Origin of the sequence: Microbacterium hydrothermale, from assembly GCF_004854025.1 — a bacterium.
Taxonomy (GTDB): Bacteria; Actinomycetota; Actinomycetes; order Actinomycetales; family Microbacteriaceae; genus Microbacterium; species Microbacterium hydrothermale.
The window spans coordinates 98,612-119,201 of sequence record NZ_STGM01000006.1 but is presented as its reverse complement, the minus strand read 5'-3'; the positions used below and the strand labels follow the sequence as shown (position 1 = coordinate 119,201).

Below are 20,590 nucleotides of genomic sequence, written 5' to 3'. Positions count from 1 at the left end.
ATCTACCGTCGGGTCATGGTCGCCGTCACCGCCCTCGATCCGTCACCGGGCGACGCGTCGCGCCCCACGGGCTGGACCATCGTCCTCGAGGGCGTCCGGCGCGAACGCTCTGGGGTCGTCATCCTCGACGGCGTCGATCTCGATGTTGCCGCCGGACGCATCGTCAGTCTCGTCGGTCCCTCCGGCTGCGGGGCGTCGACGCTGTTGCGCCTGGTGAGCGGAGCGGAGAGGCCCGATGCGGGCACCGTCACGATCGAGGGCCGTGTGGGGCCGGCGGCGCCCCGCGTCGCGGAGGTCCGCGACCGCACGCCGGTGGCGCGTTTCGGCCGTGCGCGCGCGGCGATCGTCGCCGCGGGCCGGCACGCGGGGGTCATCGATCCGGATGCCGAGGCCGACCGTCTGTGCGAGCTGGTCGGTCTGACCACCGGCCACAAGAGCGTGCACCGCCTGTCGCACGGCGATCGCCAGCGGTGGGCGCTCGCGCGTGCTCTGGCCTCGCGGCCCCGCGCCCTCGTGCTCGACGACGCCCTGGCCGCCCTGCACACGAGCGCGCGCGCCGCGACCCGCGATCGACTGGTTCGAGAGCTGCGGGAACGCGGCGTGACGACGCTGTGGGCCACGCGCGACACCGCCGAGGGTGCCGCCGTGGCCGATCAGCTCGTCGTGATGGATGCGGGGCGCGTCGTCGCCGCGGGCACGCCCGACGAGGTCTACGCCCGCGTCGGCGATACGGCGGTCGCCGAGGTCCTCGGGCCGGTCAGCGCCGTCCCCGGGATCGTCGAGGGCGTCGTCGTCGAGGTGTGGGGGCAGGAGCTCCCCCTCGCGGCGGCCGCGCACGACGGTCACTGCGAGGTCGTGGTCCGCCCCGAGAACGTGCTGCTGGTGGGCCCCGACGCCCCCGGCGTGGATGCGGTCGTCGAAGAGACGATCTTCCTGGGCAGCGTGCGCCGATCGACCGTGCGCACGAGCGACGGCAGCCGGGTCGTCGTCGAGCACGCGCCCGACCAGCGCGTCGACGATCGGGACGCGGTCCGCATCGCCCTCGCGGCGGTCCCGGCGACGGTGCGGCCTCTCGGCTGAACCGGCACCGGCCCAGCGGACGGGCTCAGAACGGGTAGTCGACGCAGGACCGCTCGGACACGACCGAGCGGATGAATCCCGCGACCTCCTGGTGCGCGGGGTGCACCTGGTAGCGCTCGAGGGCGTCGACGTCGGCGAAGTCGATCGTCAGGGCGACGTCCCAGTTCGACGAGGGGTTGACGACGTTGCGCCCGACCTCGATGCGGTCGATCTCGGTGACCGTCCCCTCGAGGGCGAGCAGTCTCTCGCTGATCTGCTCGGCGTGCAGCGCACGGGTGTCGGCGTCGTCCGCGGAGAGCTTCCAGAGGACGATGTGGCGGATGCTCACGCGGAGGCTCCTTGGGTGTCGGCCGCCATCAGTGCGGCGCGGAGACGGTCGGCCGACACGCGCCAATGCGCGTGCAGGTCGCCGTCGATGAGGACGACCGGGATCTTCTCCCACCAGGTCGCGTAGAGCGCGGCATCCTCGGCGATGGAGGCGTGCTCGACGGAGATGCGGTCGGCCACGTCGGCCGGGAGGCCTTCGATGACCGTGTCGACGATCTGCTCCGCGACCTCGCACAGATGGCACGCGGGTTTGCCGATCAACGTGAGGGTGGTCACGTCTCCATCCTAGGAGGCGCGATCGGCGCGGGGCCGGAGCTCAGGCTTCGACGTCGTATCCCGCGGCGATCCATTCACCCGTTCCGCCGTCGACGTTGGTGGCGTCGTGGCCGCGAGCCGAGAGCGCCTCGACCACGCGTGCCGAACGGCCGCCCGCCTGGCAGATGACGTCGAAGGGCTCGCCCGGCAGGTCGTCGAGGTGCTCGCCGATGGTCGACATCGGCATGTTCACCGCACCGGGGACGTGCCCCGCGGCGAACTCGTGCTCTTCGCGCACGTCGATGAGGGGGCGCTCGCGCCCCGCGTGCAGGTCGTGGACCGAGATGGACTGCATGCGTGCCTCCTGAGGGCGGACGGGTGGGCGCGAGCGACGTCGCGTGGGTCTACGCAACGCGGCATCGCGCAGCGCGCGGCGTCGCGCAGCGCGCGGATACACGAAGCGCCCGTCGCATCGGACAGGCGCTCGGTGTGGTGGCCGCGTTACTTCTTGTTGCGGCGCTGGTGACGAGTCTTGCGAAGCAGCTTGCGGTGCTTCTTCTTCGCCATGCGCTTACGGCGCTTCTTGATGACAGAACCCACGGAAAACCTCACTAAGTCGGGGTCTGGGTGCCGATGTCGGCGCCCGGGAACACTAGGCGTTCGGAAAAAAGCCTCGGATCAGTCTAGCCGACGTCGGACACCGGTCGCTGCACGGCCTCCACGACCGCCGATTCGGGCACCCGGTAGCTGCGTCCGAAGCGCACCGCGGGCAGTTCGCCCGCGTGCACCAGACGGTAGACCGTCATCTTCGACACGCGCATGAGCTCGGCGACCTCGGCGACCGTCAAGAACCGCACGTCCGGCAGCTCGGCCATGGCTCACCCCTCGTTCCGGGTGAACTCACCCTCCTGATGCTGAGCACACTCTAGGGTCTGCGCGAGACGGCTGTAAACCTATGCGGCTTCTGTGACGGATGTGCTCTGCAGATGCCCGATGTGCGGCATCCTCCGGCTCACCGTCCGGGGAGTTTGCGGAACGCCGTCGAGAACGAGTGCTTGACGGATGCCGCGGCCCGGCCGACCACCTCGGCGGCGTGCACCGCGGACTCGGGGAGAGCCGGCTCGTTCTCTTCGTCGATGGAGAAGAACGGCACGAGCCAGTCGTCCACCTCGTCGAGAGGCGCGACCGCGAGACTGTAATACCGGTGCTGCCCCTCTTCGCGCACCGAGACGAGCTCGGCCTCGCGCAGCACCTTGAGATGCTTCGAGACCGTCGGCTGGCTCACGCCGAGCGCCGCCACGATCTGGGAGACGCTCGTCCCCCGCTCACCGCCGGTCGCCCGGTCGAGGAGCAGCTGAAGGATGTCGCGACGCGTTCCGTCAGCGATCACGTCGAAGATGTCCGCCATGGCATCAGATTAGCCGCGCCCCGCCCCGAGTACCATGATTCGGGTTCGGGCATCGAAGGGAGCGGCGCATGGCGGCGACGCCGAACGAGGCGCGACTGCCGGTGCGCATGCGGCGCATCGCCTACGAGGCATGGGATCGTCTGCGCAATCTCACGACGGCATCGCCGGCCCGTTTCGCCGTGCTCGTCTTCGCGACCCTGATCGCTCTCTTCACGGCGCTCTTCTCCCTGCCCGCCGCCTCGGCGACGGGTCAGCGCATCCCCCTCGCCGATGCCGTCTTCACGGCCGTGTCGACGATCTGCGTGACCGGGCTGTCGACCATCAACATGTACTCGGACCTGTCGCCGCTCGGCCGGGTCATCACTTACATCGGCGTCAACGTCGGTGCCCTCGGGGTGCTCACGCTGGCCTCCATCCTCGGTCTGGTCATCTCGAAACGCCTCGGACTGCGCGCCAAGCTCATCGCCGCGGGCGACAGCAACCCGTTGCGCGCGCACGGCGGACCGGTCAACGAGGGACAGACGGTGCGCCTCGGCGAGGTCGGTCAGCTGCTGCGGACCGTGGCCCTGTCGACCCTCGTGATCGAGGCGGTGCTCACCGTCCTGATCTACCCGTCGCTCATCATCGGCGGCATCCATCCGCTCGTCGCGCTCTGGGAGGCGCCCTATTACGCGGCGATGGCCTTCACCAACACGGGATTCATCCCCAACGCCGACGGCCTGACGCCCTTCGCGCAGGACTACTTCCTGCTCACGGTGCTGATGGCCGGCGTCTTCCTCGGCTCGATCGGCTTCCCGGTCATCTTCACGCTGTGGCGGCACTACTGGAAGTTCCGGCTGTGGTCGCTGCACGCGAAGCTCACCATCATCACCACGGTGGTGCTGTTCTTCGTCGGGGCGGGCGTCATTCTGCTGCTGGAATACGACAACCCGCTGACATTCGGAAGCATGGATGCGTGGGACACGACGTTCCAGGCGTTCTTCCTGTCGGCCATGACGCGCTCCGGCGGATTCAGCGTGATCGACATCGGCGACCTCAACGGCGCGACCCTCATCGTCGGCTCGATGCTGATGTTCGTGGGCGGGGGTTCGGCATCCACCGCCGGCGGTATCAAGGTCACGACCCTCGCCGTCCTCGCCCTCGCCGTGTTCTCCGAGGCGAAGGGCCGCCCCTCGGTGCAGGCCTTCGGCCGACGCATCCCCAGCGACGTGCAGCGCGTCGCCCTGTCGGTCGTGGCGTGGGGCGCGACCATCGTCGCCGTCTCGACCGTCACCATCAGCCGCATCACCGACGCCCCGATCGAGCACGTGCTCTTCGACGTGGTCTCGGGCTTCGCCACCGTGGGCCTGTCGACGGGGCTGACCGCCCAGCTGCCCGACCCGGCCGTCTACGTCATGGCGGCCACGATGTTCATGGGGCGCATTGGTACAGTGACTCTCGCCGCGGCCGTGGCGGCGTCGTCCCGGTCGCAGCTGTACGCGCTCCCCGTGGAAAGGCCCATCGTTGGTTGAACGCATCCGCAGTGACGCCCCCGTCCTGGTCATCGGCCTCGGGCGGTTCGGAGCGGCCTGCGCGGGCGAGCTCGACCGGCTCGACCGCGAGGTGCTCGCCGTCGACGGCAACCTCGAGCTCGTGCAGAAGTGGTCGGAGCGCGTCACCCACGCCGTCCAGGCCGACGCGCGCAACATCGACGCGCTGCGCCAGATCGGCGCTCAGGACTTCCAGGTCGCGGTCGTCGCGGTCGGCTCCCTCATCGAGGCGTCGGTGCTCATCACCGCGAACCTCGTCGACCTGAAGGTCCCGCAGATCTGGGCGAAGGCCGTCTCGCAGTCGCACGGCAAGATCCTCGCCCGCGTCGGGGCCAACCACGTCATCTACCCCGAGGCGGAGGCGGGTGAGCGCGTCGCCCACCTGGTGAGCGGACGCATGCTCGACTTCATCCGCTTCGACGACGACTTCGTGCTGGCCAAGATGTACCCGCCGAAGCTCGTGCGCGGCGTGGGGCTGAACGAGTCGGGCGTGCGCACGAAGTACAACGTCACGGTCGTCGGGGTGAAGAGCCCCGGGCGCCCGTTCCGCTACGCCGAGGCGAACACGGTCGTCACCAACCACGACCTCATCATCGTCTCGGGCACGAACAGCGACATCGAGCGCTTCGCGGCCCTCGACCGCTGAGCACGGGCACCGACGACAGCACCCGCGGGGCGTTCCCGCGTGACGCGCGCCGGCACGACGGGACGTCACGCGTCGATGTCGAGCACGACCTCGATCTCGTCGCCGACGCCGAGGTCCTCGGCATCCTGCAGGGCCTTCTTGACCGGCACCACGTAGCCGCCGTCCTTCGGCCAGAGCGATGTCATCACCGTGGTCGCCCCGACCGTGACGGATGCCGGGATCATGCCCCACCCGTAGGTGACCACCGGGGAGACCTCGGCGATGAGAGCCGCCTCCCGGGCCGGCACGGTCACGAAGTGGTACGGCGCGGGGCCGCGCCAGTACCAGATCGGTCCCGCGAAGCGCAGGCGCATGTCAGCTCCCGGCGGCCAGTTCTTTCGCGCGGGCCAGGGCCGCCTCGGCGCCCCGGGTGAAGACGTCGTCCAGGTGCGCCGCCTGCAGCACGGCGACGGCGCGCTCGGTGGTGCCCTTCGGGCTCGTGACGCGGCGACGCAACTCGGCGGGGTCGACGTCGGAGGCGTCGAGCAGCGTCGTCGCGCCGATGAAGGTCTGCTCGGCGAGGAGCCGCGCCTGGTCGTCGTCGAAGCCCATGCGCACCGCGGCCTTGGTGAACTCCTCCACCAGCAGGAACACGTAGGCGGGGCCGGAGCCGGAGATCGTCGAGAGGGCGTCGATCTGCGCCTCGGGGACCTCGAGCACGGCCCCCACCGTCTCGAACAGCGCGCGCACCGCCGCGACGTCGTCGACGGATGCCGCGGGGCCGGCCGCGAGTCCCGTCACGCCCTTCCCCACGAGCGAGGGGGTGTTCGGCATCGACCGCAGGGTGGCGACGTCGTCGCCGAGGTGCCGCGCGAAGGTGGCGAGGGTCACGCCGGCGGCCAGGCTGACCACGATCGCCCCGGGGCGCAGGTGCGGGGCGATCTCGTCGAGCAGGTCGGGCACCATCCCGGGCTTCACCCCGATCAGCACGATGTCGGCGCGGGCCGCGGCCTCGATGTTGCCCCGCGGGTTGGCCTCCAGGGCCACGCTCGTCACGCCCTCGAGCTCGGCGAGCTCGGCGGCCTTGGCGATCGTGCGGTTGGTGGCGGTCACCCCGCCGTCGGCGAGTCCCGCGGCGACGAGTCCGCGCAGGATCGCCCCGCCCATCGAGCCGGCCCCGAGGATCGCGACCGGGGGCAGCGAGGTCACAGCATCTGCATCCGTCATGACGCTCAGTCTATGAACCACGCCCCTCCCCCGGGGCAAGCCTGAATGCGGGCGACAGGGGTGCGCGTTAGCATCGGAAGCCGGTGTACCGGGGCACCGGCGAGCGACACGGAGGACCTTGGATGACTCTCTTCGACGGCATCAGCGCGCGCCTGGTCGAGACCGACCGGCTGGGTGTGAACGTGCTCGAGCGCGTGGGCGACGACCCGGCCACGACCCCCGATCACACGGTGGTCTTCGTGCACGGCAACGTGTCGTCGTCGCTGTTCTGGCAGGAGATCATGCAGGACCTGCCGAGCGACCTGCGGGTGCTCGCCGTCGACCTGCGCGGTTTCGGCCGCACCGAGCACACCCCCATCGACGCGACCCGCGGCGTGCGCGACTTCAGCGACGACCTGTTCGCGACCCTCCAGGCCCTCGGCATCCCCGAGGCCCACCTCGTGGGATGGTCGATGGGCGGCGGCGTCGTGATGCAGTACGCGCTCGACCATCCCGTGCGCTCCCTCACTCTCCAGGCGCCCGTGTCGCCCTATGGCTTCGGCGGCACGCGCCGCGACGGCTCGCGGCTGAACGACGAAGACGCGGGCACCGGCGCGGGAGGCGCCAACGCCGACTTCGTGCAGCGTCTCATCGACCACGACACCACGGCCGACGCCCCCACGTCGCCGCGATCGGTGTTCCGTTCGGGGTACGTCGCCCCGGGATACACAAGCGAGCACGAGGACGTCTGGGTCGAGTCGATGCTCACGACCTCGACGGCGGGCGGCAACTACCCCGGCGACTCCGTGACCACCTCGACGTGGCCGGGCTTCGCGCCGGGGACCACCGGCGTGCTCAACACGATGGCCCCGAAGAACTTCGATGTCTCGGGCATCGTCGACCTCGAGCGGAAGCCGCCGATCCTGTGGATCCACGGCACCGCGGACGCGATCGTGTCGGACACCTCGTTCTACGACCTGAACCACCTGGGCGCCCTGGGCGTCGTCCCGGGCTGGCCCGGCGCCGAGGTGGCCCCGGCGCAGCCGATGGTCTCGCAGACGCGCGACGTGCTCGCCGCGTACGCGGAGAAGGGCGGGGAGGTCACCGAGGTCCCCGTCGAGGGAGCCGGACACTCCGTGCACCTCGAGCGCCCCGCGGTGTTCCGTCGTGCGCTGCTGACCCATATCGGCTACGTCGGTCGTCCCGCCGACCCGGCGCCGCCGACCGAGGCGATCATCCTGCGCTCGGCCGACTGACCCCACCGCTCTCGATCCCCCGGAGGCTCCCGTGGAGTACTGCCTGTTCACCGAGCCCCAGCAGGGCTTCAGCTACGACGACCAGCTCGCGTTCGCGCAGTCGGCCGAGCGCAACGGCCTCGACGGGTTCTTCCGCTCCGACCACTACCTGCGCATGGGCGAGGGAGACCCCCGTCCGGGTCCCACCGACGCCTGGACCACCCTGGCGGGCCTCGCCCGCGAGACCTCCCGCATCCGGCTCGGGACCCTCGTCTCGTCGGTCACCTACCGCGTGCCGTCGATCCTCGCGATCCAGGTCGCGCAGGTCGACGCGATGTCGGGCGGGCGGGCCGAGCTCGGCCTGGGGACCGGATGGTTCGAGCGCGAGCACGCCGCCTACGGCATCCCCTTCCCGGCGAAGCGATTCGACCTGCTCGAGGAGCAGCTGCAGATCGTGACGGGCCTGTGGCAGACCCCGGATGCCGAGACCTTCTCGTTCGAGGGCGCGCACCACCGTCTCGACGAGGCGCCGGCGCTGCCCAAGCCGGCGCAGGAGCGCGTTCCGGTCATCGTCGGGGGCGGAGGGCCGAAGCGCACCCCCGCGCTGGCGGCCCGCTACGCGACCGAGTTCAACATCGGCTTCGTCGCCGAAGACGTCGTCGCCGAGAAGTTCGCGGTCGTGCGCGCCGCGTGCGAGGCGATCGACCGCGACCCCGCCACACTCAAGCTCTCGGTCGCCCTCCCCACGATCGTCGGTCGCGACGACGCCGAGATCTCCCGCCGGGCGGCGGCCATCGGCCAGTCGCGCGAGCAGTTCGACAACGGCGCGAACCTCATCGGGACGCCGGCGCAGGTCGCCGAGAAGGCCGAGCGCCTGCACCGTCTGGGCGCCGAGCGCGTCTACTTCCAGCTGATGGACCTGCGCGACGTCGAGCACGCCGACCTCGTCGGCACCGAGCTGCTGCCCCTGCTCCCCCGCTGACGGCGGGCGTCGCCGCTCTCGAGGAACCGGAGCCCGGGCCCGCATCCCTGCACCGCTGCTCGTCGGAACGGCGACGGGGTCACCGTCTCGCGGCGAGCGGTGTGCGGGACCTGCTCAGCGACGGTCCGCGAAGAACGCGCGCAACTGCGCGGCCGCGCGCTCCTCCTCGACCCCTCCGACGACCTCGACCCGGTGCGGGAGGCGCCGGTCGCGCAGGACGTCGTACATCGACCCGGCGGCGCCCGCCTTGGCATCCCACGATCCGAATACGACCCGGGCCACGCGCGCCTGAAGGATGGCGCCCGCGCACATGACGCACGGCTCCAGCGTCACCACGAGCGTGCAGTCGGCCAGGTGCCACGAGCCGAGGGCGGATGCCGCTTCGCGCAGCGCCACGATCTCGGCGTGCGCCGTGGGATCGTGCGTGACCTCGCGGAGGTTGCGTCCCTCGCCGAGCACGGTGCCCCGGGCGTCGACGACGACCGCTCCCACGGGCACGTCGCCGTCGGCCCGGGCCGTCTCCGCCAGCGCGAGAGCTCGCCGCATGGCGTCGAGGTCGAGGGAGGTGGGGGTCACGGGGCTCCGAAAACGAGGCTGAGGCGTGCGGGGGAAGCGGTTAGCCTTGAGCCTATGCGTGTCCACGTCGCCGATCACCCGCTCATCACCCACAAGCTCACGGTGCTGCGTGACGTCCAGACGTCGTCGCCGGTGTTCCGACAGCTCACCGAGGAGCTCGTCACGCTCCTCGCGTACGAGGCGACCCGCAACGTCCGCGTCGACCCCATCGAGATCCAGACGCCCGTCACCACCACGATGGGCGTGAAGATCAGCGAGCCGCGCCCGATCGTCGTCCCGATCCTGCGCGCCGGCCTCGGCATGCTCGAGGGAATGGTGAAGCTCCTCCCCACCGCCGAGGTCGGATTCCTTGGCATGGTGCGCGACGAGGAGACCTTCGAGCCCACCACCTACGCCGAGCGTCTGCCCGACGACCTCAGCGACCGCCAGTGCTTCGTGCTCGACCCGATGCTCGCGACCGGCGGCTCGCTCGGCGCGGCCATCAACTTCCTCTTCGCGCGCGGTGCGCAGGATGTCACCGCGATCTGCCTGCTCGGCGCCCCCGAGGGCGTCGCGGCGATCGAGAAGCAGGTCGAGGGCCACGACGTGACCCTCGTGCTCGGCGCAATGGATGAGCGCCTCAACGAGAAGGGCTACATCGTGCCCGGTCTCGGCGACGCCGGCGACCGCCTGTACGGCACGGCCTGACGCGACCCCGCGTCCCGGCGGGATCCTTCGTTCCGCGCGAGGTCGCGCCGCGATCGCTGAGCCGCCGAGATCACACGTTCGGCGCGACGTCACACGTTCCGGCGACGCACGAGCGTGTGACGTCGCGCCGACCGTGTAATCTCGTGCGGCGCCTGCGCCCGCGCTGCCGACGCAACGCGGAAAGGGCCCGGATGCCGTGGCATCCGTGCCCTGCGGAGAGTGCCGCTCGCCGGCGCTCGACGATCTCGCGCGTCGGGGCGGCAGCCGACGGAGCCGAGCGCCGCGGCCGAGTCCGGCGAAAGCCCGTGACGCGGGAACTCAGCGCGCCCGCCGACGAGGCGAGACTCGGAGGCTCAGCGCGCTCGCCGACGAGACGGGACACGGGAACTCAGCGCGCTCGCCGACGAGACGGGACGCGGAAGCTCGGCGCGCCCGGCGACGAGACGGGACGCGGTAGCTCAGCGCGCCTCGCCGACGAGGCGGGCGAAGGCACTGAGTCGCGCCACCCCCTCGGGGGTGCGCGGGAGATCGTCGAGCAGCGCGGGCGAGAAGACCACGTAGGCCGCCTGCATCGCGCGCGAGACGGCGACGTTGATGCGATTGCGCAGGAGGAGGAACTCCAGCCCGCGCGGAGCGTCGCGTCCGGCCGACGCGGCGAGGGTGAGGATCGCCACGACGGCCTCCTTGCCCTGGAACCGGTCGACCGTGCCGACGGGGACGTCGGGGAAGCCCGCGGCCGACAGGGCCTCTTCGACCGCGACCTGCTGGGCGTTGTAGGGCGTGATGACGATGATGTCGTCCGGGAGCAGAGCGCGGGGCGGTTCGACGGTGGCCGACTCGCCGGCCCCTCCCTCGGCCCCGGTCCAGACCCGTCCCACCAGATCGGCGACGATGCGCACCACCTCCGCGGCCTCTTCCGGCGACGAGGTCGCGTTGCCGCGGTGGTGCACCGGGCGGACGTGCACACCCGGCTCGACTCCCTCGAGCTGCCGGAGCGCGGTCGACGGATGGGCGGCGAGACGCCCCTCGTACGACAGCCGCGAGACCGGCTCCGCCACGGCGGGATGCATGCGGCGCGTGCGGGCGAGGAAATACCCCAGCTCGGCGGGCACCACCTCGGCCCCGTCGATGATCCACCCGAGGGCCGAGGTGTCGACCGGCTCGGGGTGGGTGCCCTGGCTCACCTGCGGAAGCTGCTGGGGATCACCGAGCAGCAGGAGCCGCGTCGCCGCGACCGAGACGGCGATGGTGGAGGCGAGGGAGAACTGGCCGGCCTCGTCGATGACGAGGAGGTCGAGGCTCCCCCGCGGGATGCGCGCCTCGTGACTGAAGTCCCACGCCGTTCCTCCCACGACGACGCCGTGCGCCGCGTTCTCGGCAGTGAAGGCGGCGACACCGTTCTTGGGCAGCACCGTGAACGCGTGCGCGACGCTCGGATCCTTCGGCGCCTTGCCGACGCGGGACGCCGGAACCCCGGCCGCGATGACCCGCTCGAGCATGTGCTCGATGGTCGCGTGCGACTGGGCGACGACGCCCACGCGGAATCCGCGCTCGGCGACGAGTCGAGCGATGACGTGCGAGCCGACGTAGGTCTTGCCCGTGCCGGGAGGGCCCTGCACCGCGAGGTAGCTGTGGTCGAGGTCGACGACGCTCCGCGAGATCGCGGCGACCTCGTCGTCGCCGGGCTCGCCCGCGATCGCCGTGACCGGCGCGAGGGAGCCGGACCGCGTGCGCGGAGGCACACGACGCAGGATGTCGGCCGCCGGGCCGTCGGGCAGACGCGGGGCCGTCGCGAGGACCGCGTCGGCCCAGGAATCGATCGCCTTCTGCTGGTTGCCGGCGCGCGGCGGTGCGGGGGGTGTGAGGGCGAGCGGGAGGTCGTCCCAGGTGACGCCGTCCGCCGCGACCTCTTCGATGACGACCCCGTCGTCGAGCACCTCGCGCACGGTGACGCGTCGAGCACCGTGGATCCAGCGGGGTCGCGTCTCGAGCGGGAAGGGCGCGGGGAGGTCGTAGAGCGCGAAGGGCTCGGCATCCGGACTCACGCGCGTGCCGGGGGCGAGCTCACCGCGCAGTTCCACGAGCCGGCGCTCGGACCCGCGACCGGACTCCGCGATGTGCCAGTCGGCGACGACCCGGGAGCGCGCCGCGTCGACGACGATCACGTCGCGCGTCTCTTCCCACACCGAGATCGGCTCGCGCAGGCGCAGGAAGTGCGTCGCCCAATAGGTCTTCTCTTCGCGCGGGTAGTAGTCGATCGCGGCGGCCGCCAGGCGCAGCGCGGTGGCATCGGGCTCGACGGCGTCGGCGGCCCAGTGCTGCAGGGCCGTCGCGCGCGGCGACGGCTCGTAAGCCTGCTCGTCGGGCTCGGCGCTGCGCGACGGGACGGCACCCGACTCGCGCGCCCGATCGACCAACCAGTCGCGCAGACGACGGGTGGAGACGCAGTCGTAGCGGTTGTAGTCGGCGAGGTCGTCGAGCACCTGCTGCGCCCCCGCGGCGTCGCCGTCGGCGGCCAGGGCACGCGCCTCGACGTACTTGACGATCGAGTCGTCGCCGCGCTGCACCTCGCTCGTGCGCACCTCGTCGCCCATGTAGAGCGGCTCGAGCTTCTTGATCGAGTACGACCGTGACCCCACGCGCAGGGCGCGGCGGACGACCGGGTAGAGGTCGACGAACACCCCGTCGCGCAGGAGCCGGTCGACGTCGGCCTCGCGCACGCCGTACCGCGCCGCCATCGTCAGCAGGTGGCTCGGCTCGTAGGGGGCGTAGTGGTAGATGTGCATCGCCGGGTACTGCTGCCTCCGCAGCGCGATCATGTCGAGGAAGCGTTCGAGCGCCGCGCGCTCCTCGGCGAAGGTATGGGCCCACAGGGCGCCGTAGACCTCCCGGCTGTCGACCCAGCCGAAGAGGTAGTCGATCCCCCAGTGCTCGCCGTCGCCCTCGGTGTACAGCGGGTCGCCCTCGAAGTCGAAGAACAGGTCGCCGTGGTCGGGGCGGGGCAGCACGCCGAGCGACTTCGGAGCGACGACCTCGAAGGTGGGAACGGCGTGAGCGGGGACGTCGGCCCCGGGGACGCCCGCGGGACTCTCGAGCTGCAACCGCGCCTGCGTGCGCAGCGAGACGAAGGTGTCGACGCTCATCGAGGGCGGGGCCTGGGTGGCGGCGGCCAGGGCGTCGATCGTGTCGATGCCGCCCGCGCGGAGTCGCTCGCGCTGGACCGGTCGCATCCCCGCGACCAGCAGCAGATCGCGGTGGGCGACCACCTCGAGCTCGCACGTGGCGCATCGGCCGCACGCCACGACGTCGAGCGCGCCGCGGGCGTCGCCCCACGGGATCGCGGCCCCGGACGCCCCCGCGGCGATATCGCGGTCGGCGATGAGGGCCCGGAGCCGGGCGCGACGCAGCGCGAACACCGGGAGCAGGTCGTCGACCCGGTGGGTGCTCGTCGTGCCGTCGCCCAGCAGGAGCTGCACCTCGTCGGCCCGCGGGACGCGCAGTCGATCGAGCTGGTCGACGTAGGCGGCGAGCTGCATGAGGGCGGTCACGCGCGCCCGCCGGGCGAGCTTGGTGTCTTGCACGATCCAGGGACGGCGCCCCTCGGCATCGGCCTCGGGGGTGCGCACGAGGAAGTCGGCGAAACCGACGAACTCGGCGGTCGAGAACGCCGCCTGGTAGACCACTTCGACGGCGGGGTCGGCGAGCGCGGCGTCGGTGCGGCGCACCGCATCGGCGAGCGCCTCGACGTCGGAGGAGCGCGCCGCGGGGATCTCGCGCACCGCGTCGCCCCAGCGCGCGCGGTACTCGTCGAGGACCCGGAGCTCGTGCGCCGTGCCGAGGCGCGCCGCGCGCTCGAGCGTGGCGTCTTCGGGGTCGTCGACCGCGGGCACGCGCCCGAGCTTGGCGTCGATCGCCCGCAGCCAGGCGAACTCGCATTCGGCCGCGGCCTTCAGGTCGCTGGCGCTCCAGACGATTCGCGCGTCGTGCTCGATGTACCGCATGGTCCCACGCTAATCGCGACCCCCGACATCGACCGGCGCCGCCTCCACAGGGGCGCACGACGCGATCCGACCCCCGCAGTGTCGGAGGGGCCTGACAGACTGAGGGGGTGATCACCGACCTGCCGTTCGAGAGCGCGTACCGGCACGGGTTCGCGCGCGTCGCCGCGTGCACGATCCCCGTCGCGGTGGCCGACCCCGCCCGCAACGTCGACGCCGTGCTCGCCTCCGCGCGCGCCTGCCACGACGAGGCCGTGGCCGTGGCCGTCTTCCCCGAGCTCTGCCTCACCGGGTACGCCATCGACGACCTGGTCATGCAGGACCCCCTGCTCGACGCGGTCGAGTCGGCGCTGCACCGTCTGGTCGCGGCATCCGTCGACCTCCTCCCCGTGCTGCTGGTGGGCGCTCCCCTGCGCCACGGCAACCGCCTGTTCAACTGCGCGGTCGTCGTGCACCGGGGTCGCGTGCTCGGCGTGGTCCCGAAGTCGTATCTGCCGACCTACCGCGAGTTCTACGAGCACCGCTGGTACGCGCGCGGCGACGATCAGACCGCCCAGCACATCCGCGTCGCAGGGGTCACGGTCCCGTTCGGCCCCGACCTGCTGTTCGAGGCCACCGACGTCCCCGGACTCGTCGTGCACGCCGAGGTCTGCGAAGACGTGTGGGTTCCCGTCCCGCCGTCGTCGCACGCGGCCCTGGCCGGGGCGACCGTCCTCGCCAACCTCTCCGGCAGCCCCATCACGATCGGGCGCGCCGACGACCGGCTGCTCCTGTCGCAGTCGCAGTCGATGCGGTGCCTGGCCGCCTACGTCTACGCGGCAGCCGGGCAGGGCGAATCGACGAACGATGTTTCGTGGGACGGCCAGACCATGATCCATGAGGGCGGCCAGCTACTCGCCACCACGGAGCGCTTCCCCGACGGACCCCGCCGCAGCGTCGCCGACGTCGATCTAGACCGGCTCCGGCAGGATCGCCTGCGCCAGGGCACGTTCGACGACAACCGTCGCTCGATCGGTCCGGTGTTCCGCACCGTGTCGTTCGAGCTGTCGCCGCCCGCCGCCGACGTCGGGCTGCGTCGCGCGCTCGACCGTTTCCCGTTCGTCCCCGACGATCCCGCCCGACTCGCGCAGGACTGCTACGAGGCCTTCAACATCCAGGTGTCGGGACTCGTTCAGCGACTCCAGGCCATCGGCGACCCGAAGCCCGTTCTCGGCGTGAGCGGAGGGCTCGATTCCACGCACGCGCTGCTGGTCATCGCCCGGGCGATGGACCGCATGGGGCGCCCGCGCAGCGACATCCTCGCCTACACCCTCCCCGGATTCGCGACCAGCGACGCGACCAAGCGCAACGCGATCGCCCTCGCCGAGGCCGTGGGAGCCACGATCGAAGAGATCGACATCCGGCCCGCGGCATCCGAGATGCTCTCCCGCGTGGGCCACCCGTTCGCGGCGGGCGAGCCGGTGCACGACGTCACCTTCGAGAACGTGCAGGCGGGCCTGCGCACCGATTACCTGTTCCGACTCGCCAACCTGCACGGCGGCATCGTCGTCGGCACCGGCGACCTGTCCGAGATCGCGCTCGGGTGGTCGACCTACGGCGTGGGCGACCAGATGAGCCACTACTCGGTCAATCCCGGGGTGCCCAAGACCCTCATCCAGCACGTCATCCGCTGGGTCATCGGGTCGGGCGAGCTGAGCGCCGCGACGATCTCGGTGCTGCAGGCGGTGCTCGACACCGAGATCAGCCCGGAGCTCGTGCCCGCCGGCCAAGACGGCCGCATGCAGTCCACCGAAGACCGCATCGGCCCCTACAACCTGCACGACTTCACGCTGTACCACGTGATGAGGTTCGGCTTCCGGCCGTCGAAGATCGCGTTCCTCGCGGCGCACGCGTGGGCGGATCCGGATGCCGGGACCTGGCCGCCCGGATACCCCGAGGGCGAACGCCCGTCGTACGACCTCGTCACCATCGCGAAATGGCTCGACGTCTTCCTCCGCCGCTTCTTCGGCTTCGCTCAGTTCAAGCGTTCCGCGATCCCGAACGGGCCCAAGGTGTCACCGGCCGGCTCGCTCTCGCCGCGCGGGGACTGGCGGGCACCGTCCGACGGCAACGCCCGGGCCTGGCTCGCCGATCTGCACGCCGCGGTGCCGCAGGCGTTCGCGGGCGACTGAGCCCAAGAGGATCTACCAGCCCATCGACCCCGGGACGCCCTTGAAGGGCCCCGCCAGGTCGCTGGTGACCCATCCGCCGTAGAACCCGCCGGGCTGCGGCTGCACGGTCTCGCCGCCCAGGATGCAACGGTCCATGGCGCCCGCGTACACGGCGACACGGTCGTCGAGGATCTCGTAACCCGGCATCGGGTGCGGGTAGTTCCACGCCGCGCGCGGAGCCACCGCTCCCCCGCCGCCGTGGACGTCGAAGTAGCGGGCGCCGCCCTTGAACTCGCAGAACGACGCGCCCTCGCCGAGGGTCAGCGCATCGCCGAAAGCGGCGATCGGGAGGTAGTAGACGGGGGGATGACTCGTCTCGAGCACGCGCACCACGTCGTCGGTGTCGGCGATGCGCACGCCCCCGAAATCGATCTGGGCGCGCTTGCGCACCCGCTCGACGCGCGGCGGGCGCGGATAATCCCACACGGACTGCTGGCCGGGGCGGACGGGATCGGGAACGGGGCGCGACACCATGGGTCAACGCTACGCCGGGTTCGTGCGGGACGGGCGGGGACCGGGGAGATCGGCTCAGGGAGCCCACAGCTTTTCGGTAGCCTGGGCGAAAGGGGGACAGCGTGAGCGATCAGAAGACGTCGAGTGTCGATCGGCGGTACCGCGTGTACCAGATCGGCGGGATCGTGCTGGCCATCCTGTTCGTCGCCCTCGGCGTCGCCGCTTTCCTCGCCGGAGGCGGACCCATCATCGCCGCCATCGCCGTCATCGGAGGTCTCGCCGTGCTCATCGTGTCGATCGTGATGATGGTGCGCTCGTGAGCGCGCCCGAGGGCCCCGCCGGCGACGGCAAGAAGAAGTACCCGGCCGGAACGGTCGTGATCTGGATCGCCGGAGCCGGCATCGGCCTGTGGCTGCTCGTGAGCGGACTGATCGGCATCCTGTCCGGGGGCAGCTGAACCGGCGCGTCGCGGGAATGCCCTCCCGCGCCCGTCGTTGTCACGAGGGTCTCTCGACCTCGGCAGAAAGGGCATCATGACGCGCATCGGACGCAGCGACCTCGACATCCTCCCCCTCTCGCTCGGCGGCAACGTCTTCGGCTGGACCGCCGACCGCGACACCTCGTTCGAGGTGCTCGACGCGTTCCACGCGGGCGGTGGCGACTTCATCGACACCGCCGACGCGTACAGCGCGTGGGCGCCCGGGAACTCCGGCGGCGAGAGCGAGACCCTCATCGGCGAGTGGCTCGCCTCGCGCGCACCGCGCGATGTCGTCGTCGCGACCAAGGTCAGCCAGCATCCGGAGTTCCGCGGCCTTTCCGCGAAGAACGTCCGCGCCGCCGCGGAGACCTCGCTGTCGCGCCTCGGGCTCGACACGATCGACCTGTACTACGCCCACTTCGACGACGCGGACACGCCCCTCGAAGAGACGGTCGCTGCTTTCGCGGATCTCGTGCGCGACGGGCTGGTGCGCTACGTCGGCGTCTCGAACTACTCGGCCGCGCGCATCCGCGAGTGGATCTCGCTCGCCGAGGCCGCCGGAGCGGATCTCCCCATCGCCGTGCAGCCGCACTACAACCTCGTGCACCGCACCGAGGTCGAGCGGGAGATCGTCCCCGTCGCCGAGCAGTACGGAATGTCGCTCGTCCCCTACTACGCCCTGGCCAGCGGATTCCTCACCGGGAAGTACCGCGGTGGGGATGCCGCGAGCGGGTCGCCGCGCGCCGAGGGAGCCGCGAAGCTCGCGACGCCCGCCGGTCTCGCGCTGATCGACGCGCTCGAAGAGGTGGGCGCCGCACACGACGCGTCCATCGCCTCCACGGCCCTCGCCTGGCTGCGCGCCCAGCCGACCGTCGCCGCACCGATCGCGAGCGCGTCGAAGGTGTCGCAGGTCGCCGACCTGCTGGCCGGCGCCGCGCTCGAGCTGACCGCGGACGAGATCGCCCGTCTCTCCGCCGCCTCGGAGCCCGCGCAGGCCTGAGCCCCACCCGGGTCCCGCACCCGTGTCCCGCGCGCGCGGGACACGGGTGCCCCGACGGACGCACGGCATCCGCGACCTCCCGCATCTCGGGCGAGAATGGGAGGGTGAAACTCCTCGTCGCGGCCCACGCCTCCGAACTCGTCGCCTTCGAAGACGACATCCCCGGCTTCGAACGCCTGCTGACGGGAGTGGGCAAGATCCCCGCCGCCTTCGCCCTGACCCGCGCCCTGTCGACGGGCACGTACGACGAGATCGTCGTCGTCGGGACGGCCGGCGCGATCGACGACGCCGTCGAGGGCGGCATCTACGATCTCGCCGCCGCCATCCAGCATGACGTGAAGGGCTTGGACGGTACTTTCGGCGAGCACGTCTCGCTCCCCGCGCGCGTCGAGACGGGACATGACGGCCTCGTGATCGCCACGGGCGACCACTTCGTCGACGACGCCGACACCGTCCGGCGGATCCGCGAGCTGGGCGCGAGCCTCGTCGACATGGAGTCCTACGCGCTCATCTGGGTCGCCCAGCAGTTCGATGTGCCCATCCGCATCCTGCGCGCCGTGTCCGACCGCGCGCAGGACGGTGCGACCGAGCTCTGGGACGACGTCGTCGAGCGCTGCAGCCACGAGCTGCGCGCCGAGATCCGCGCCCGCTACGGGGTCTGACGGCCCCCACGGCGTCGCCGTCGCGGACCGCGCGACGGCGTCCGTCCGCGCACCGCGGGGCCGGCCGCGCTACGTCGCGGGATCAGGGCGTCTGCGAACCCGAACGCGCACGTCCGGCGAGGTCGGCGACGCCGACGATGAGGGCCAGACCCAGGAAGACGCCGACGGTGATCATGCCCGAGGCGTAGGCGTCGTGGTAGAGCACCACGGTGTCGTCGACGGTGCCCTGCTCTCGATAGACGGTCGCGTAGAAGAGGGCCAGGGCGATCGCCGTCCCCACCGCGGTTCCGATGCGTTGTCCGAGCTGGCCGACCGATCCGGCGACCCCGCCGCTGCGCACCGGGATGTCGGCGAGGGTGAGCGTCTGGTTCGGCGAGATGACCAGGCCGCCCGCGAAACCCCCGAACACCATCACGGCGGCCATCGCCCACGGCGTCCACTCCGGAGCGGTGAACAGCGCCACGAGCACGAGGCCCCCCGCGGTCGCGACCATGCCGAGGATCCCCCACACCACGAGGGGACGTCCGAGTCGGGTCACCAGATTGCCCCCGATCCACGAACTGCACGCGGATGCCACGGCGAAACCGATCGTGACCATGCCCGCGAACACCGGCGCGAGCCCGAGCCCGCCCTGCAGGAAGAGGGTTCCGAGGAGGAACATCGCCGGGACCGCGGAGAAGTAGGCCGTCGAGATGAGGACGCCGTTGCGATACGACGACAGCGAGAAGATCGAGAAGGGCATGAGCGGCATCCGCCCCCGATCGGCGTAGCGGCGCTCCCAGAACACGAACGCCGCCGCGAAGACGACGGATGCCACGAGCAGCCACCAGCGGTTCGGGTTGTCGTCGGGGCTGCCGGTGGTGAACAGGAACGGCCACATCAGCGCGAGGATCGTCAGCGCGAACAGCAGCACCCCGACCGGGTCGAGATCCAGTCGTCGCCGCGACTTCTCGCGCGTGTTGGGAAGAAGCCACGCGGCGAGCGCGATCACGATCGCGACGAGGGGGATGTTGATCCAGAAGATCAACCGCCACCCGTCGGTGTCGCCGCCGAGTGCGATGAGAAGCCCGCCCAGGGTCGGGCCGAACGCCGTCGCGATGCCGATCGTGGCGCCGAACAGGCCGAAGGCGCGACCGCGCTCTTTGCCCTGGAACAGTTGCTGCACCAGACCCAGCACCTGGGGCATCTGGATACCCGCGGCCACGCCCTGGAGAAGACGCGCGACGAGCAGGACGGTGGTGTTCGGGGCGAGGGCGCACGCGAGGCTCGTCACGAGGAACAGCGAGAGCCCGACGAGGAACAGCACACGACGCGAGCGCAGGTCACCCAGTCGCCCCGCGGGGACCAGCACCAATCCGAAGGTGAGGATGTAGCCCGAGACGACGAGCTGCAATTCGGTGGGTCCGGCGTTCAGCGCCGCCTCGATCGAGGGCAGCGCCACGTTGACCTTCGTGAGGTCGAGGATGGTCAGCGCCGCGACCGCGACCGCGACCCAGTACGCCCTCCACCGGTGCTTCGGCGACAGCACGATGTCGCGTGTGACGGGGTGGGCGGTCTCTGCGGGAGCGGACGTGGAATCAGACATCGGGATGGACGCTACTCCCGGCCTCCGACACGGCGGCCGGGCTTGCGCGTCGCGGCGGACACGACCCCGTCGTCGGCGGGGACGTGGTTCGTGGGGGTGTCAGTCGACGTCGCGGCGGGCGAATACCGCGCGCAACACGAAGAAGACGATGAGCGCGACGACGGCGACGGCCACCAGCCGGAAGACGAACGCGATCAGCGAGAACAGCACGTTCACCACGACCCACGCGATGATCACGGCGGCGATGACGCCGAGAACGGTCCACAGGGTGCTCTTGCGCATGCGCCCAGCCTA

24 protein-coding genes are annotated in these 20,590 nt (G+C 71.3%); 11 read left to right on the top strand and 13 right to left on the bottom strand.

Annotated features, from left to right (window positions below):
• Positions 1-15: 15 nt before the first annotated feature.
• Complete coding sequence (locus FB047_RS12625; protein WP_136587563.1) at positions 16-1,080, top strand: ABC transporter ATP-binding protein; 1,065 nt, start codon at positions 16-18, stop codon at positions 1,078-1,080.
• 25 nt (positions 1,081-1,105) lie between these two features.
• Here the strand turns inward: FB047_RS12625 and FB047_RS12620 are convergent, their stop codons facing one another.
• From FB047_RS12620 to FB047_RS12595, 6 genes are all read right to left on the bottom strand, one after another.
• The gene (locus FB047_RS12620; RefSeq protein ID WP_136587562.1) at positions 1,106-1,408 is read right to left on the bottom strand and encodes a Dabb family protein; all 303 of its coding nucleotides are present in this window, start codon (positions 1,406-1,408) and stop codon (positions 1,106-1,108) included.
• Positions 1,405-1,683: a glutaredoxin family protein gene (locus tag FB047_RS12615; RefSeq protein ID WP_136587561.1), complete on the bottom strand. Its 279-nt coding sequence runs from the start codon at positions 1,681-1,683 to the stop codon at positions 1,405-1,407. Before FB047_RS12615 ends, FB047_RS12620 begins: the two co-directional genes overlap by 4 nt.
• A gap of 40 nt (positions 1,684-1,723) precedes the next feature.
• Complete coding sequence (locus FB047_RS12610; protein ID WP_136587560.1) at positions 1,724-2,017, bottom strand: rhodanese-like domain-containing protein; 294 nt, start codon at positions 2,015-2,017, stop codon at positions 1,724-1,726.
• A gap of 146 nt (positions 2,018-2,163) precedes the next feature.
• Entirely contained in the window at positions 2,164-2,262 is a 99-nt protein-coding gene (locus tag FB047_RS12605; RefSeq protein ID WP_003792170.1) for a 30S ribosomal protein bS22, read from the bottom strand.
• An 83-nt stretch (positions 2,263-2,345) separates the two neighbouring features.
• The gene (locus FB047_RS12600) at positions 2,346-2,537 is read right to left on the bottom strand and encodes a helix-turn-helix domain-containing protein (RefSeq protein WP_076677409.1); all 192 of its coding nucleotides are present in this window, start codon (positions 2,535-2,537) and stop codon (positions 2,346-2,348) included.
• 137 nt (positions 2,538-2,674) lie between these two features.
• The gene (locus tag FB047_RS12595) at positions 2,675-3,070 is read right to left on the bottom strand and encodes an ArsR/SmtB family transcription factor (protein ID WP_136587559.1); all 396 of its coding nucleotides are present in this window, start codon (positions 3,068-3,070) and stop codon (positions 2,675-2,677) included.
• A 107-nt stretch (positions 3,071-3,177) separates the two neighbouring features.
• Between FB047_RS12595 and FB047_RS12590 the strand changes: the two genes are divergently transcribed.
• Together FB047_RS12590 and FB047_RS12585 are read left to right on the top strand one after the other, a co-directional pair.
• Positions 3,178-4,581 (top strand): TrkH family potassium uptake protein, encoded by a 1,404-nt coding sequence (locus FB047_RS12590; protein ID WP_167494243.1) that lies wholly within the window; start codon positions 3,178-3,180, stop codon positions 4,579-4,581.
• A complete protein-coding gene (locus FB047_RS12585) occupies positions 4,574-5,245 on the top strand; it encodes a potassium channel family protein (RefSeq protein WP_136587557.1) in 672 nt (223 codons plus the stop codon). Before FB047_RS12590 ends, FB047_RS12585 begins: the two co-directional genes overlap by 8 nt.
• Positions 5,246-5,310: 65 nt before the next feature.
• On the opposite strand, the gene FB047_RS12580 is transcribed toward FB047_RS12585, so the two are convergent.
• A complete protein-coding gene (locus tag FB047_RS12580; RefSeq protein WP_136587556.1) occupies positions 5,311-5,598 on the bottom strand; it encodes a DUF1905 domain-containing protein in 288 nt (95 codons plus the stop codon).
• A gap of 1 nt (position 5,599) precedes the next feature.
• Positions 5,600-6,451 (bottom strand): pyrroline-5-carboxylate reductase, encoded by an 852-nt coding sequence (gene proC, locus FB047_RS12575; protein ID WP_136587555.1) that lies wholly within the window; start codon positions 6,449-6,451, stop codon positions 5,600-5,602.
• A 122-nt stretch (positions 6,452-6,573) separates the two neighbouring features.
• Between proC and FB047_RS12570 the strand changes: the two genes are divergently transcribed.
• Both FB047_RS12570 and FB047_RS12565 read left to right on the top strand, forming a co-directional pair.
• Positions 6,574-7,686, top strand: coding sequence for an alpha/beta fold hydrolase (locus FB047_RS12570; RefSeq protein ID WP_136587554.1), 1,113 nt, complete (start codon positions 6,574-6,576; stop codon positions 7,684-7,686).
• A gap of 31 nt (positions 7,687-7,717) precedes the next feature.
• The gene (locus FB047_RS12565; protein ID WP_136587553.1) at positions 7,718-8,647 is read left to right on the top strand and encodes an LLM class F420-dependent oxidoreductase; all 930 of its coding nucleotides are present in this window, start codon (positions 7,718-7,720) and stop codon (positions 8,645-8,647) included.
• Between the two features lie 114 nt (positions 8,648-8,761).
• Here FB047_RS12565 and tadA read toward each other — a convergent pair whose 3' ends face one another.
• Positions 8,762-9,193: a tRNA adenosine(34) deaminase TadA gene (gene tadA / locus FB047_RS12560; protein ID WP_136587657.1), complete on the bottom strand. Its 432-nt coding sequence runs from the start codon at positions 9,191-9,193 to the stop codon at positions 8,762-8,764.
• A gap of 84 nt (positions 9,194-9,277) precedes the next feature.
• Between tadA and upp the strand changes: the two genes are divergently transcribed.
• Complete coding sequence (gene upp, locus FB047_RS12555; RefSeq protein WP_136587552.1) at positions 9,278-9,910, top strand: uracil phosphoribosyltransferase; 633 nt, start codon at positions 9,278-9,280, stop codon at positions 9,908-9,910.
• A gap of 458 nt (positions 9,911-10,368) precedes the next feature.
• On the opposite strand, the gene FB047_RS12550 is transcribed toward upp, so the two are convergent.
• Positions 10,369-13,911: a TM0106 family RecB-like putative nuclease gene (locus FB047_RS12550; RefSeq protein ID WP_136587551.1), complete on the bottom strand. Its 3,543-nt coding sequence runs from the start codon at positions 13,909-13,911 to the stop codon at positions 10,369-10,371.
• 107 nt (positions 13,912-14,018) lie between these two features.
• Between FB047_RS12550 and FB047_RS12545 the strand changes: the two genes are divergently transcribed.
• Positions 14,019-16,079: an NAD(+) synthase gene (locus tag FB047_RS12545; protein WP_136587550.1), complete on the top strand. Its 2,061-nt coding sequence runs from the start codon at positions 14,019-14,021 to the stop codon at positions 16,077-16,079.
• 12 nt (positions 16,080-16,091) lie between these two features.
• Here FB047_RS12545 and FB047_RS12540 read toward each other — a convergent pair whose 3' ends face one another.
• Positions 16,092-16,589 carry a DUF427 domain-containing protein gene (locus tag FB047_RS12540; RefSeq protein WP_136587656.1) on the bottom strand — a complete coding sequence of 166 codons (498 nt, stop codon included), beginning with the start codon at positions 16,587-16,589 and terminating at the stop codon, positions 16,092-16,094.
• 104 nt (positions 16,590-16,693) lie between these two features.
• Here FB047_RS12540 and FB047_RS12535 point away from each other — a divergent pair, with 104 nt between their 5' ends.
• The 4 genes from FB047_RS12535 (at position 16,694) to FB047_RS12525 (ending at position 18,711) form a co-directional block, all read left to right on the top strand.
• Entirely contained in the window at positions 16,694-16,891 is a 198-nt protein-coding gene (locus FB047_RS12535) for a hypothetical protein (protein WP_136587549.1), read from the top strand.
• Positions 16,888-17,028: a hypothetical protein gene (locus FB047_RS16960; protein WP_167494236.1), complete on the top strand. Its 141-nt coding sequence runs from the start codon at positions 16,888-16,890 to the stop codon at positions 17,026-17,028. Before FB047_RS12535 ends, FB047_RS16960 begins: the two co-directional genes overlap by 4 nt.
• A 76-nt stretch (positions 17,029-17,104) precedes the next feature.
• Positions 17,105-18,049, top strand: coding sequence for an aldo/keto reductase (locus FB047_RS12530; RefSeq protein WP_136587548.1), 945 nt, complete (start codon positions 17,105-17,107; stop codon positions 18,047-18,049).
• A 104-nt stretch (positions 18,050-18,153) separates the two neighbouring features.
• A complete protein-coding gene (locus FB047_RS12525; protein WP_136587547.1) occupies positions 18,154-18,711 on the top strand; it encodes a phosphorylase family protein in 558 nt (185 codons plus the stop codon).
• Positions 18,712-18,793: 82 nt separating this feature from the next.
• Here the strand turns inward: FB047_RS12525 and FB047_RS12520 are convergent, their stop codons facing one another.
• Entirely contained in the window at positions 18,794-20,296 is a 1,503-nt protein-coding gene (locus tag FB047_RS12520) for an MFS transporter (protein ID WP_240752789.1), read from the bottom strand.
• Between the two features lie 99 nt (positions 20,297-20,395).
• Positions 20,396-20,578: a hypothetical protein gene (locus FB047_RS12515; RefSeq protein WP_136587546.1), complete on the bottom strand. Its 183-nt coding sequence runs from the start codon at positions 20,576-20,578 to the stop codon at positions 20,396-20,398.
• Positions 20,579-20,590 lie beyond the last annotated feature (12 nt).

Bases quoted from the DNA above. Each gene is read 5' to 3' on its own strand.
- FB047_RS12520 (WP_240752789.1), bottom strand. From the start codon at position 20,296: ATGTCTGATTCCACGTCCGCTCCCGCAGAGACCGCCCACCCCGTCACA.
- FB047_RS12600 (WP_076677409.1), bottom strand. From the start codon at position 2,537: ATGGCCGAGCTGCCGGACGTGCGGTTCTTGACGGTCGCCGAGGTCGCC.
- FB047_RS12590 (WP_167494243.1), top strand. From the start codon at position 3,178: ATGCGGCGCATCGCCTACGAGGCATGGGATCGTCTGCGCAATCTCACG.
- proC (WP_136587555.1), bottom strand. From the start codon at position 6,451: ATGACGGATGCAGATGCTGTGACCTCGCTGCCCCCGGTCGCGATCCTC.
- FB047_RS12595 (WP_136587559.1), bottom strand. From the start codon at position 3,070: ATGGCGGACATCTTCGACGTGATCGCTGACGGAACGCGTCGCGACATC.
- upp (WP_136587552.1), top strand. From the start codon at position 9,278: ATGCGTGTCCACGTCGCCGATCACCCGCTCATCACCCACAAGCTCACG.
- FB047_RS12580 (WP_136587556.1), bottom strand. From the start codon at position 5,598: ATGCGCCTGCGCTTCGCGGGACCGATCTGGTACTGGCGCGGCCCCGCG.
- FB047_RS12625 (WP_136587563.1), top strand. From the start codon at position 16: ATGGTCGCCGTCACCGCCCTCGATCCGTCACCGGGCGACGCGTCGCGC.
- FB047_RS12530 (WP_136587548.1), top strand. From the start codon at position 17,105: ATGACGCGCATCGGACGCAGCGACCTCGACATCCTCCCCCTCTCGCTC.
- tadA (WP_136587657.1), bottom strand. From the start codon at position 9,193: ATGCGGCGAGCTCTCGCGCTGGCGGAGACGGCCCGGGCCGACGGCGAC.
- FB047_RS12550 (WP_136587551.1), bottom strand. From the start codon at position 13,911: ATGCGGTACATCGAGCACGACGCGCGAATCGTCTGGAGCGCCAGCGAC.
- FB047_RS12610 (WP_136587560.1), bottom strand. From the start codon at position 2,017: ATGCAGTCCATCTCGGTCCACGACCTGCACGCGGGGCGCGAGCGCCCC.
- FB047_RS12515 (WP_136587546.1), bottom strand. From the start codon at position 20,578: ATGCGCAAGAGCACCCTGTGGACCGTTCTCGGCGTCATCGCCGCCGTG.
- FB047_RS12570 (WP_136587554.1), top strand. From the start codon at position 6,574: ATGACTCTCTTCGACGGCATCAGCGCGCGCCTGGTCGAGACCGACCGG.